We start from the raw sequence: 12,036 nt of genomic DNA, 5'->3' as shown, positions 1-12,036 counted from the left end.
AAAAAAGAGCAGAACAAAGCAACAATGTCCCTTAGTCCCACCCTTAAATAAACTATTTTGATTTAATATAATTGGTACCGTTGGCTTTAGGACCAGAAGCTTTTCCTAAGAAGATAACCAAGACTAAAATTGTTAACACATATGGTGCCGATTGCAAGTACACATCTGGAATCGATGAAATAATTGGTAATTTAGAACCAGCGATACTAATATTTTGCGCAAAGCCAAAGAATAAGGCTGCTCCCATCGCACCAAGTGGATTCCATTTACCAAAAATCATTGCTGCCATTGAAATGAACCCTTGCCCCGCAATTGTCGTAATCGCAAAACGTCCGGAAATAGATTGTGCAAAGACAGCACCACCCATCCCCCCAAGAAAACCTGAAATCAATACGCCGGAATAGCGCATGAGATAAACATTAATTCCTAAGGTATCCGCTGCTTGCGGATGCTCCCCGACTGAACGTAGACGCAGTCCAAATTTAGTTTTAAAGATAATAAACCAAGCCAAAACTGCAATCAAAATGGCAACATACGCTGGTAAAAAGGTATCTTTAAAGAAAATTGGTCCAATCACCGGAATATCTTTTAAGACAGGAAAACTAAAATAACCTAATGTACCATTAATATTATCTGTTTGTCCTTTTCCATAAATGGCTTTAACTAAAAAGACTGCTAGTGCCGGAGCCATTAAATTCATTACTGTACCTGAAATAATATGATCCGCTCGAAAGTTAATCGTGGCTACTGCATGTAATAGCGCAAAAGCAACTCCTGCTAGACCACCAACTAAAATCCCCAACCATGGCGTTATCGCTCCTAGTTGGTCGTACATCTCCAAGTTGAAGACAATTGAAGTAAAGGCCCCCATTACCATGATTCCTTCTAACCCCACGTTAACAATCCCGCTGCGTTCTGAGAAAACACCACCTAGAGCTGTCAAGATTAAAGGAGCTGAATAAATCAGGGTTTGGGTTAAAATTGAGGCAATCAAATCAATACTCATTAGATTTTTCCTCCTTCTTCATCTTGATCGCTTGGATTGGCTTCTACTTCTTCCACCACTGCAACTTCTTTTTTAGGACCAAAGAATTTCGCCAATGCAAAACGAATTACAAAACTTATACCGACAAAGAAAATAATAATTGCAATATCCACATCCACTAATTCAGAAGGAATACCTGCTACCTGCATACCTTGCCCACCTAATTTTAAAACACTAAATAAAAGGGCCGACAATAAAATCCCCACTGAACTACCACTACCTAATAACGAAACGGCCATTCCATCAAACCCGATAGACAGTGATGTTCCTTGAATAAAGAAGTTTTGGAAGGTTCCCAATCCTTGTACCACACCACCAAGACCCGCTAAAAAGCCTGAGATTACCATGGAAATAATGATGGTCCGTTTGCTGCTCATTCCAGCATATTCTGAAGCATATGGGTTTAAACCGACTGAACGAATTTCATAGCCCAACGTTGTTTTCTTCATTAAGAAGTAAACGAGAACTAAGAAAATCAAGGCAAGAAAAATCCCCATATTTAAACGCGAATGATTGGAAATTTCTGTCAAAAAGTTTGTGCGCAATGAACCATTTTCTCCAATCATTTTGGTAACACCTTTGTTACTCATCAACCTTTCGTCCATGACGTTATTGACGATATGGGTACTGGTATAAAGTAAAATGTAATTCATCATAATTGTTACGATAACTTCACTTGTACCAAATAAAGCGCGCAATACCCCAGGAATTGCAGCTGCCACAGCACCAGATAACGCGCCGGCAAGGATTGCTAAAGGCAAAACAACAATTTTTGGTGCATCAGGCATGGCTAAGGCGACCCATATACTTGCGACCCAACCGCAAAGGGCTTGCCCAGAAAGACCGATATTGAAAAACCCAGCAGAATTTGCTACCGAGAAACCTAGAGCAGTAAAAATTAATGGACCTGCCGTTACAAAAATTTCACCGATATTCCGGGGATTAATCGCACCGGTTTGCGGGTTTAAAAAGGCTGTTTTGATCATTTGACTGTAACCTGCTAAAGGACTAAAACCAAAGGCTGCCATAATGATTCCACCAATAACAAAACCAAGCAATACAGCGATAACCGGGACCAACATATTTCTAATTTTTTCGGAACGATTATTCAACTGTCCCACCTACTTCCTCAGCATGTGCTTGTTTGTTTTCCTTGACTAATTCGGCCCGGGCTTCCTCTAGGGAATAACCAGCCATTAATAAACCAAGTTCTTTTTCACTGGTTTCTTTAGGATCAACTTCCCCTACGATTTCACCAGCATGTAACACAACAATCCGGTCTGAAACATTCAAAATTTCTTCTAGTTCAAAACTAACTAGCAAGACCGCTTTAAACTTATCCCGTTGTTCAATTAAACGTTTGTGGATAAATTCAATCGCTCCTACATCTAAACCACGAGTCGGATTGGCAACGATGAGTAAATCTGGATCGCGATCGACTTCCCGAGCAATAATCGCTTTTTGTTGATTCCCACCAGATAACGCTTTGGCTGGAACCAATTCATTTGTTGTCCGTACATCGTATTCTTTAATTAAGTCTCGTGCTTTTTCATTGATTTCGCCATAGTTTAAGAAGCCATTTTTGCTGAGCGGTTCTTGGTAGTAAGTTTGTAATGCCATATTTTCCGCTAATGTCATCTCTAAGACTAAACCATATTTATGACGGTCTTCCGGTACGTGTCCGACTCCTTTTTCAACGATTTGTCGAGGTTTTTTATTGGTAATATCATCACCGTCTAAAAAGACTTTGCCACTTTCAACTTTGCGTAATCCAGTTAATGCTTGAATCAATTCAGACTGGCCGTTGCCGTCAATTCCGGCAATCCCCAAAACTTCACCAGCCCGGACTTGTAAGCTTAAGTTTTTCACCGCATCCAATCCGCGGCTTTCTTTCACCACTAGGTTTTCAACAGATAAAATAACTTCTTGTGGGTTGGCATCTTTTTTCGGTGTTTTAAAGGATACTGCGCGACCAACCATCATGTCGGCTAACTCTTGACTCGTAACGTCTTTGACTGTTACTGTGCCAATTCCTTTACCCCGTCTAATAACTGTACATTGATCAGCAACTTTTTTAATTTCATCCAATTTGTGGGTAATTAAAATAATTGATTTGCCTTCTTTTACCAAACCATGCATGATATCGATTAATTCATCAATTTCTTGTGGTGTTAAAACAGCCGTTGGTTCATCAAAAATCAAAACTTCGGCACCACGATATAAAGTTTTTAAAATTTCTACCCGTTGTTGCATCCCGACTGAAATATCCCGGACATATGCATCTGGATCAACGGCCAAACCGTATTGTTCTGAAACGCGCATGATTTCTTCTCGCGCTTTTTTCCGATCAATGACACCGCCTTTTGTCGGTTCACTTCCCAATACGATGTTTTCAGTTACTGTAAAAGCGTCCACTAACATGAAGTGCTGATGCACCATGCCGATACCTAACTTATTGGCAGCAGTTGGGCTGGTAATATTGACTTTTTGCCCCTTCATAAAAATATCGCCGGAAGTAGGTTCTAATAATCCGGACAAAACATTCATCAAAGTTGACTTACCGGCACCATTTTCTCCTAAGAGAGCGTGAATTTCTCCTGGTTTGACCCGTAGATTGATATCGTCATTGGCTTTAAAATCGCCAAAAGCTTTGGTGATATGCCGCATTTCAATGACATATTTCTCTTCTTGTGCCAAATTTTTCACATCCTTACTTTTCGTCTTGCGCAACTTGTAAAATTGAATACGTTATCTATAAATGCAAAAATTTTTGCGGCGTTGCCGCCAGGAAATTGCTTTCCTTAAAACTAAGTTTGGACTTTTTAATCAAGTCAATCTAAGCAAACTCACTTTTAAAGAAATCAATTGAAAAATCAGGTCTTGTCCGTCAAACAGACAAGACCTGAAAAATTAATTATTTAACATCTTTTGGTGTTTCAGGAACTTCAACTTTGCCGTCAGCAACTTCAGTTTTCACTTCGTTAATTGCTTTTTTGGCATCGTCTGATAAGAAACCTTCTGTTAAATCAACACCGCCGTCTTTAAGACCATATACCAGGTGTTCGCCACCAGGGAATTTGTCTTCTAAAGCACGGTTAGAAATATCTTGTACTGCAGCACCCACACCTTTAAGTGTTGAAGCTAACGTACAGTTATCATCTTTACCATCAGCAGTTTGGAATTTACCTTCTGCTTCTTGATCGCTATCCACACCTAAAACCCAAACTTTTTTGTCTTTTAGTTCAGCTTCTGTTGATTTTTTGTTTAATTCTTTTGCTTCAGAGAAGACACCCGCACCAGTACCACCAGAAGCATGGAAAATTACGTCTACGCCATCACGGTACATTGCAGCTGCCAAAGCTTTACCTTTAGCGGCATCATTAAATGAAGCAGCATATTCGTTTTCAATTGTAATATCTTTGTTTAATTTTTTCGCTGCATCTTTCACACCTTGTGTGAAACCAGCGTCAAAACGGTCGATTACGACACCTTCTTCACCACCGATAAAACCAACTTTATTTGTTTTGGTAGTATAAGCTGCAGCATAACCTGCTAAATAAGAAGCTTCATTATCTTTAAATGTTGCAGAAGCGACATTATTTTTACCATCAATGACACTATCGATAATAACGAAATTGTTATCTGCATTTTGATCAGCTGCTTGACTAATGGCATCTGTTAATAAGTAACCTACCCCAAAGACTGTTTTGAAGCCATTTGAAACTGCATTGTCAATATTTGTTGTGTATTGTGACGCATCATTTGATTGGAAGTAGTTAAAACCACCTACGCCTTTTTCCAACTTGTGTTCTTTACCCCAAGCTTGCAAACCTTCCCAAGCAGATTGGTTGAAAGAACGATCATCGATCCCGCCAATATCTGTTACAATTGCGGCACTGTGTTTTGGATCTTTGCCTTCATCTGAACCGCCGCCAGTGCTGTCTGTGCTGTTGCTACCGCCGCTACCGCAGGCACCCAACAACATGATTGATGCTAATGCAACTGTTGCCAAGCCAAATAATTTTGCTTTTTTCATTTCTGTAAAGCCCCCTAAAAGTAAGTTTTTTTCAACAGCCCAAATGACTGAATGAACATAATTGAGCGACTAATAAGTTACTAGTCAAAATCTTTGTCAGTAAAAGAATATGGTAATAATTCTCCGACTGTTGTTTCTTTTGTCACACCATTTTCTCCCACCAATGTGACTGGCATATCTGGTGGACAAAATTCTGCCATTACTTGGCGACACGCGCCACAAGGTGAAATTGGTTCTGGGGTATGCCCTGCTACCACTAAATGACTAAATTCGCGTTCACCTTCGGAAACAGCTTTAAAAAAAGCTGTTCGTTCCGCACAATTGGCTAATCCGTAAGAAGCATTTTCAATATTTAAACCCTGATAAATTTTCCCAGCTTTGGTGACTAAACACGCCCCCACGGGAAAATGTGAATAGGGCACATAGGCTTTTGTTAGTGCCTCTGTGGCCACATTAATCCATTCTTCTTTTGCTTTCATCTTTACACCTGACCTTATTTTGCAATTGTTAGCTGAAGACAGTCGGCGTCTTTTTTAGTAGCCGCCGCCTTGGGCACCAGTTACAATCGCAATACTAGCTGATGTGCCTAAGCGGTTTGCTCCAGCTTCCACCATCGCCATTGCTTCTTGTTCATTGTGGATGCCTCCTGATGCTTTCACACCCATTTCAGGACCAACTGTTTGACGCATTAAGCGAACATCTTCCACTGTTGCCCCACCTGTTGAAAAACCAGTTGATGTCTTAACAAAATCTGCTCCTGCAGTTTTGGCTAGCTCACAAGCTTTTACAATTTCTTCGTTCGTTAATAATGCTGTTTCAATAATGACTTTAACTAATGCTTTATCTTTAGCTGCATTGACTACCGCTTCAATATCTTGTTGTACTTTTTTGTATTGGGCAGATTTTAACGCACCGATGTTAATGACCATATCTACTTCATCTGCACCATTATGAATCGCATCTGTCGTTTCATAGGCTTTAACTTCTGATGTATTTGCTCCTAAAGGAAAGCCGATTACAGTACAGACTGCGGTTGGTTCCCCTTTTAATTGCTCTGCTGCAAAGCTTACCCAAGTTGGATTAATGCAGACAGAATAAAAATGATATTTTTTTGCTTCCTCAATAATTCGTAATACATCTTCTTGTGTCGCATCCGCTTTTAAAATTGTATGGTCAATCATGCGATTTAGTTCCATTTTGTACAACTCCCTAAATATTTTAGTCTGTAAAATTATTTTCCAATCTCCAAAAAACCAAATTCTTAATGAAAAACTTTCATTAAAACTATTTTACCATTTATCTAGCCATTCAAAAAACGTTTCCTGTAAATATGCTTATTCTGTAATAATGTCATGAATAAGTGGTGGTTCACTGCCGTTTTCACCAATTGCAATATTGTTATAAAGCAATTCTTTAACATTCGTGATATCTTCTGTGTTGCTATAAATAGTCAATAAAGCCTCACCTGCAGTCACTTTATCGCCAACTTTTTTATGCAATTTTATCCCTACTGCATAGTCAATCTCATCTTCTTTGGTTTTCCTGCCCGCACCTAAAAGCATCGCAGCAATACCAATTTCATTTGCCACAAGTTTTGTCACTACACCACTTTCTTTAGCAGGTAAAGCAATTTCATATTGGGCTGTTAGTAAACGTTGCGGCGCATCGACTACTGTTTCGTCGCCACCTTGATTTTTAATCATCTCTTTGAATTTTTCTAATGCTTTACCAGAAGACAGTGCTTCTTCTAACATCTCACGGGCTTCTTCTAATGTTTGCGCTTGTTTTGCCAACACTACCATTTGGCTACCTAAGGCATAACACATTTCGACTAAATCTTTAGGTCCATTACCTTGCAGTGTTTCAATCGCTTCCACCACTTCCAGACTATTGCCAATGGCTTCCCCTAATGGTTGCGACATATCAGAAACCACAGCCATTACTTGACGGTTAGCTAATTTCCCTATTCGTACCATCGTGTGAGCTAGGCGACGGGCATCTTTAATGTCTTTCATAAAGGCGCCATCTCCTGTGGTTACATCTAATACAATGGCGTCTGCACCGGCTGCGATTTTTTTGCTCATGATGGAGCTGGCGATCAATGGAATCGAGCTCACTGTCGCAGTCACATCCCGCAGAGCATAAAGTTTTTTATCCGCTGGCGCTAAATCACCTGACTGTCCGATTACAGCCACTTTACTTTCATTAACAACTCGAATAAATTCTTCATCGGTGAGTTCAATTTTAAAACCAGGAATTGCCTCTAATTTATCCAGCGTTCCACCTGTAAAACCTAGTCCACGACCAGACATTTTAGCTACAGGGACCCCAACACTGGCAACTAATGGCGCTAACACTAAGGTCGTGGTATCCCCCACACCCCCAGTGGAATGTTTATCTACTTTTATCCCTTCAATCGAAGACAAATCAATGACTTCACCAGAATGTGCCATGGCTAACGTTAAGTTCGTAATCTCCGTATCGGTCATATCGGTAAAATAAATTGCCATTAATAAGGCACTCATTTGATAATCTGGAATTTCACCTTTTGTATATTCTGTAATAATAAAGTCAATTTCTTCTTTAGATAACAATTGACCATCACGCTTTTTTTCGATCAAATCGACCATTCGCATGCTTTTTCCTCCTCAAGTTCAGTGTCATTATACAACAAATTTCTAATTGGTAAACCACTTTAGTAAAACAGTTTACCTGACAAACTCCCGAACGCTAAAGCGCTTACAGGAGCAATATACTGTATTAATTCTCGCTTGTCAAGGTCCTCACACTCTCACGAATAATTAATTTAGTATCAAATACTTTATTCGGAATTCGCCGTTCTGGAAACTCAATCGCGTCAACTAAGAACTTGGCGGCGTAAAAACCAATATCAAAAGCCGGCTGTAAAACAGTAGTGAGCGGAGGTGTGACGTATTCTGTTAAATTCAAGCCATCAAAACCAATCACAGAAATATCTTCCGGCACTTTTTTACCCAACTCGTAAATAGCTTGGTAGCAGCCAATTGCCATGGAATCGTTACTGCAAAAAATAGCCGTTAACTCTTTTTGCCGCAATAATTCTTTAGCTGCTTGATAGCCACCGGCCACCGTCAATTCGTTTTCCACGACATAACGACCTTTATAAGGGAGATTATGATCTTTTAGGCAATGGCGATAGCCGTTGAAACGTTCTTGCAACTGATAATAGCCGGTACTTTCTTTTAACATGCCAATATTTTTATGTCCTTGTGCAATGAGGTATTTTACGGCTTGATAGGCGCCTTCATAATCTTTCACAATTAAACGGCCATTATTACGCTGATTAATTCCTCGATCAATTAAAATTGTGGGCATTTTATGGTAAATTGAGCTACCCATTTCGTAGCCATTTGCTAATAAATGCGGCGTTGCCAGTAAAACTCCATCGACAGAGCGATGGCTCAATTCTTCTAGATAGGTAATTTCTTTTTCCTGACTTTGCTGGGAGTTGCAAAGAATAATCATATAACCCAATGGATTAACATAACGTTCGGCGCCTTCCACCACTTTTGAAAAGAAAAAGTCTGTTACATCCGGAATAATCATTCCGATGGTTTTGGAGCGGCGATTAATTAAATTAGAAGCAAAAAAGTCTGGCTTATAATGGTATTTATTTACAATATCCCAAACACGTTGCCGTGTTTCACTACTAAAACGCATTCCTTTATTATTTAAAATTTGCGATACAGTCGTAACAGAAACTCCTGCCATTTCCGCTATTTGCTTAATCGTTAGCTTCATTTACATCCCCCCACACGCCATAGTGTACCAAAATCCGCTTTAAAAAAATAGCGCGTTAACAATTCTGTTCAGAAAAAATCCCAGTAGTTATCTGCACTAAAAGATTAACCAAATAAGTTTGTAAAGCAGACCTACTTTTAATAAATTAGAAAAAAACCTCTTTAACCAAAATGGCAAAGAGGTTTCTCCTAGCGAATAATTAATCGGTGAGGAATAGTTATTTGCGCTTTTGCTTCTTCATAAAAAAGTTGAAAAGCCACTTTACCACACTGTTTTAGTTGATGATCGACAGTTGAAAATCGTAACAGTTGGCTGACTAAAAGATTCTCACGACCGATTACAAAAGGTTGTTCATCTGGTGGGTATTGCGCTAAAATCATTGCTGCCACTTCATCGCCGTTGGTGATAATCCCATCTACTTGGCGCTTTTGAAAAAATTCAGCGGCTTGAAGACCATCTTCGGCATGAATACAATCCCAAAAAATGTTCGATAGATCAAAATCAGGAAAATATTTTTTGCTTTGTTCAATCGTCAGCAGAGAGTTCCCACTTAAGCGTTTACTCCGACCTAAAGTTAAGCCCAAACGCTTCACCCCGCGCTCTTTCAAATAAAGAATACTAGCTTTTAACGAGGCAGCCAGGTCAATCGCCACAAAACGGGCTTCTTTTAAATCAGAAGCTTCACAAAAAACAATATTATTTTTCGCCAAATAAGGTAAAAAAACATCCATATGATTTGCTCTGGTGGTGACAATTAGTCCCTCAAAACTCTTTGCGGCTAGCTCTTCCAGATAACTTTTCTCCAGCTTTTCATCATAATTAGTGGGCAATAACGTAATTTTATATTGGTGAGCAAAAGCGGCCTTCATAATTCCTTTTAACAATTGATTATAAAAAGGATGATCGACAAAAGGAACGATAACCCCCACGTTTCGCGTAACCCCTTTGCTCAAATTTTGCGCAGTCCGGTTAGGCTTATAATCGAGGGCTTTCATGACTGCCAAAACTTTTTGTCTTTTTTCTTCTGCGACATAAGGATGATTGTTAATCACCCGCGAAATAGTCGTCACCGAATACCCCGTCATTTTTGCAATATCTCGAATGTTTGCCACTTTTTCCACCTCTAATTTGGCCAAATTACACGGCTACTTGTAATTGATGATAAAGATAGTCTATCACAGCCAGGCCTGCTTCATAAACTTGGCAACTCATTTCTCCTTTACCAAAGGAAAAACGACGACCACCATAATATTCATCGAAAACCTGCCAATCTAGTTGACGAATATCTTCTACTAAAAGCTTTCTTGTTTGTAGGCCACTGACATCATTTAAAATAAGCTTTCCTGCTACAATCTCCACTTGAACGTAATAAAGTTGCGTAACGCCATTTTGAGTTAATTTCACATAAGTAAACATAATCCTTCCTCCTATTTGCGTTTCAGATTGCCGGTTAAAAAGCGCTTTTTTAACTACATTTAGAGCATAATCTATGAAACTCGTTTCAGAGCAAGGAAAAAAACTCACTTTTTTATCAGAAAAGCTAAATGAACGTCGTTAGCTCTCAAGTAATAAGACGAAATCTTGATAAATTGTTTGGCAAATTTCGCAAGATTTTGACTTATTACCGCAGAGAGTTCGTTCATGATGCTGGATCAATAGAAAAGCGAGATAAGTAGAAAAGCTAAATAAACGCGTTTAGGTCTTTATCGTTAAGAGTTCGTTTGAGAAGCTGGATCAGTACATATCCCACCTTACAAAAAAAACGACAGCTCCTCATTAAGTTTGCGAGAAGTTGCCGTTTTTTATATTAATCTTCTTTGACACTTTGCAAAATATAGTAGCCCTTATCTTTGGTTAAAATTTCGCAATTACCAAAGACTTCTTTCATTTTTTTCTCGGCGCTAGGTGCTCCTTGTTTTTTCTGGATGACCACGGTCAAAGTTCCACCTACTTTTAGTAACGGATAGGCGTCACTTAAAATCGTGTGGACGACTTTTTTACCTGCACGAATCGGCGGATTGCTTAAAATTGCCGCATAGGCTGTCTCATTTACATCCTCGTAAATGTTGCTTTCATGAATTGCAACATTTTCAATGTGGTTGCGCCCGGCATTGCGTTGGGCTAAGTCGACGGCACGTTGATTGACATCGATCATTTCTACAAAGCGCTCAGTTGTCGCAGCCAAGGTTAAACCGATTGGTCCATAACCACAACCAACATCTAAAAGTGGGCCTTCCGGCAAATCCGTAGGCGAAAAGCTTTCAATTAAAACGCGTGAACCATAGTCAATCGTATTGCGGGAAAAAACGCCACTATCGGTAATAAAATGCAGTCTGTGCCCTTTTAATTCAAAATCAAATTCTGTAAAATCGTGGGCTGCATGGGGTTGATTGGTATAATAATGATCACTCATAATTTCATCCTAATAGTTTATTTTTAATGTCACGAGCAATTAAAGCTCCTAATAAATGATACCCAAATTTGGAAGGATGTAAACCATCACTTTGTAAAAATTCCGCTGGTTCTGGGTAAACCGCCATATGATGATACATGTCAATATAGTTGACTCCTGTTTCTTGGGCAATATCTTTTGCCATTGCAATGTATTTTAGTAATGTCGCTTCATCGCCAGTGGTCCGAATCGCAAAATCAACCCAACTTGGTCCAACCAGAATAACTTTTTCTACTGGAAAAGCGGTTATCATTTTCTTTAGATTTTCGCCATAAGCTTGAATATTTTGGCCATCATTTAAGGCATCATTAATCCCCACGTTAAGAGCCACAAAATCAGGATTTTCTGCGACAGCACTTGGCAGTTGTTCCAATGCCGTTGTCGTTGAGGCACCTCTTTGACCCAAATTGACGACTGTATAATCAGGAAAGCCCATGCCAGTTAAAGTTTCCAAGACATATTCATTTAACAAATTCGTTACTTCGCCTTCAAAAAAACCGGCAGCGATACTATCGCCCATGATTACAATTTTTTTCATCTTCATCGCTCCTTTTTAATCTCTACACGTATTTCGTCATTTCTTTATTCGACTGTCCATCTTAATACTAGCAGAAAGGCTAATAAACTGCATTTATTTGTGTTTTCACTAATAAAGCGCACGGTTTTGTGTTAAAATGTTCGCGAAGTCTGCCAATCAGGTAGTCCGCCATTATTTTGACAAGT

Annotated in this window: 12 protein-coding genes; all 12 read right to left on the bottom strand. The window is 39.3% G+C overall.

All coding sequences use genetic code 11. From position 1 onward, the window contains the following. Positions 1-52: 52 nt before the first annotated feature. The 12 genes from RK01_RS11755 to RK01_RS11700 all read right to left on the bottom strand — a co-directional run bounded on the left by RK01_RS11755 (position 53) and on the right by RK01_RS11700 (position 11,851). Positions 53-1,006: an ABC transporter permease gene (locus tag RK01_RS11755; protein WP_016173497.1), complete on the bottom strand. Its 954-nt coding sequence runs from the start codon at positions 1,004-1,006 to the stop codon at positions 53-55. Continuing rightward, positions 1,006-2,157: an ABC transporter permease gene (locus RK01_RS11750; protein WP_034864689.1), complete on the bottom strand. Its 1,152-nt coding sequence runs from the start codon at positions 2,155-2,157 to the stop codon at positions 1,006-1,008. The genes RK01_RS11755 and RK01_RS11750 overlap by 1 nt, the downstream gene beginning before the upstream one ends. Then, positions 2,150-3,712: an ABC transporter ATP-binding protein gene (locus RK01_RS11745; RefSeq protein WP_034864845.1), complete on the bottom strand. Its 1,563-nt coding sequence runs from the start codon at positions 3,710-3,712 to the stop codon at positions 2,150-2,152. The genes RK01_RS11750 and RK01_RS11745 overlap by 8 nt, the downstream gene beginning before the upstream one ends. 247 nt (positions 3,713-3,959) lie before the next feature. Then, the gene (locus RK01_RS11740) at positions 3,960-5,081 is read right to left on the bottom strand and encodes a BMP family lipoprotein (RefSeq protein WP_016173494.1); all 1,122 of its coding nucleotides are present in this window, start codon (positions 5,079-5,081) and stop codon (positions 3,960-3,962) included. A gap of 80 nt (positions 5,082-5,161) precedes the next feature. Then, positions 5,162-5,560: a cytidine deaminase gene (locus tag RK01_RS11735; RefSeq protein WP_016173493.1), complete on the bottom strand. Its 399-nt coding sequence runs from the start codon at positions 5,558-5,560 to the stop codon at positions 5,162-5,164. Positions 5,561-5,614: 54 nt separating this feature from the next. Further along, the gene (deoC, locus tag RK01_RS11730; protein ID WP_016173492.1) at positions 5,615-6,277 is read right to left on the bottom strand and encodes a deoxyribose-phosphate aldolase; all 663 of its coding nucleotides are present in this window, start codon (positions 6,275-6,277) and stop codon (positions 5,615-5,617) included. 138 nt (positions 6,278-6,415) lie between these two features. After that, a complete protein-coding gene (locus RK01_RS11725; protein ID WP_016173491.1) occupies positions 6,416-7,717 on the bottom strand; it encodes a pyrimidine-nucleoside phosphorylase in 1,302 nt (433 codons plus the stop codon). A 124-nt stretch (positions 7,718-7,841) separates the two neighbouring features. Next, complete coding sequence (locus tag RK01_RS11720) at positions 7,842-8,861, bottom strand: LacI family DNA-binding transcriptional regulator (RefSeq protein ID WP_016173490.1); 1,020 nt, start codon at positions 8,859-8,861, stop codon at positions 7,842-7,844. A gap of 188 nt (positions 8,862-9,049) precedes the next feature. Continuing rightward, positions 9,050-9,973, bottom strand: a complete 924-nt coding sequence (locus RK01_RS11715; RefSeq protein ID WP_016173489.1) for a LacI family DNA-binding transcriptional regulator — start codon at positions 9,971-9,973, stop codon at positions 9,050-9,052. A gap of 25 nt (positions 9,974-9,998) precedes the next feature. Next, entirely contained in the window at positions 9,999-10,277 is a 279-nt protein-coding gene (locus RK01_RS11710) for a hypothetical protein (RefSeq protein WP_016173488.1), read from the bottom strand. A gap of 391 nt (positions 10,278-10,668) precedes the next feature. Next, on the bottom strand, positions 10,669-11,274 hold the full coding sequence (locus RK01_RS11705) for a class I SAM-dependent methyltransferase (RefSeq protein ID WP_016173487.1): 606 nt from the start codon (positions 11,272-11,274) through the stop codon (positions 10,669-10,671). A 4-nt stretch (positions 11,275-11,278) separates the two neighbouring features. Continuing rightward, positions 11,279-11,851, bottom strand: a complete 573-nt coding sequence (locus RK01_RS11700) for an SGNH/GDSL hydrolase family protein (protein ID WP_016173486.1) — start codon at positions 11,849-11,851, stop codon at positions 11,279-11,281. Between the last annotated feature and the right edge of the window lie 185 nt (positions 11,852-12,036).

Source organism: Enterococcus dispar ATCC 51266, assembly GCF_000406945.1.
Classification (GTDB): domain Bacteria; phylum Bacillota; class Bacilli; order Lactobacillales; family Enterococcaceae; genus Enterococcus_C; species Enterococcus_C dispar.
The sequence above is the reverse complement of the archived record's forward strand: the minus strand, read 5'-3'. Positions and strand labels throughout refer to the sequence as shown.

Bases quoted from the DNA above. Each gene is read 5' to 3' on its own strand.
- RK01_RS11720 (WP_016173490.1), bottom strand. From the start codon at position 8,861: ATGAAGCTAACGATTAAGCAAATAGCGGAAATGGCAGGAGTTTCTGTT.
- RK01_RS11700 (WP_016173486.1), bottom strand. From the start codon at position 11,851: ATGAAAAAAATTGTAATCATGGGCGATAGTATCGCTGCCGGTTTTTTT.
- RK01_RS11705 (WP_016173487.1), bottom strand. From the start codon at position 11,274: ATGAGTGATCATTATTATACCAATCAACCCCATGCAGCCCACGATTTT.
- RK01_RS11740 (WP_016173494.1), bottom strand. From the start codon at position 5,081: ATGAAAAAAGCAAAATTATTTGGCTTGGCAACAGTTGCATTAGCATCA.
- RK01_RS11735 (WP_016173493.1), bottom strand. From the start codon at position 5,560: ATGAAAGCAAAAGAAGAATGGATTAATGTGGCCACAGAGGCACTAACA.
- RK01_RS11745 (WP_034864845.1), bottom strand. From the start codon at position 3,712: ATGCGGCATATCACCAAAGCTTTTGGCGATTTTAAAGCCAATGACGAT.
- deoC (WP_016173492.1), bottom strand. From the start codon at position 6,277: ATGGAACTAAATCGCATGATTGACCATACAATTTTAAAAGCGGATGCG.
- RK01_RS11755 (WP_016173497.1), bottom strand. From the start codon at position 1,006: ATGAGTATTGATTTGATTGCCTCAATTTTAACCCAAACCCTGATTTAT.
- RK01_RS11725 (WP_016173491.1), bottom strand. From the start codon at position 7,717: ATGCGAATGGTCGATTTGATCGAAAAAAAGCGTGATGGTCAATTGTTA.
- RK01_RS11710 (WP_016173488.1), bottom strand. From the start codon at position 10,277: ATGTTTACTTATGTGAAATTAACTCAAAATGGCGTTACGCAACTTTAT.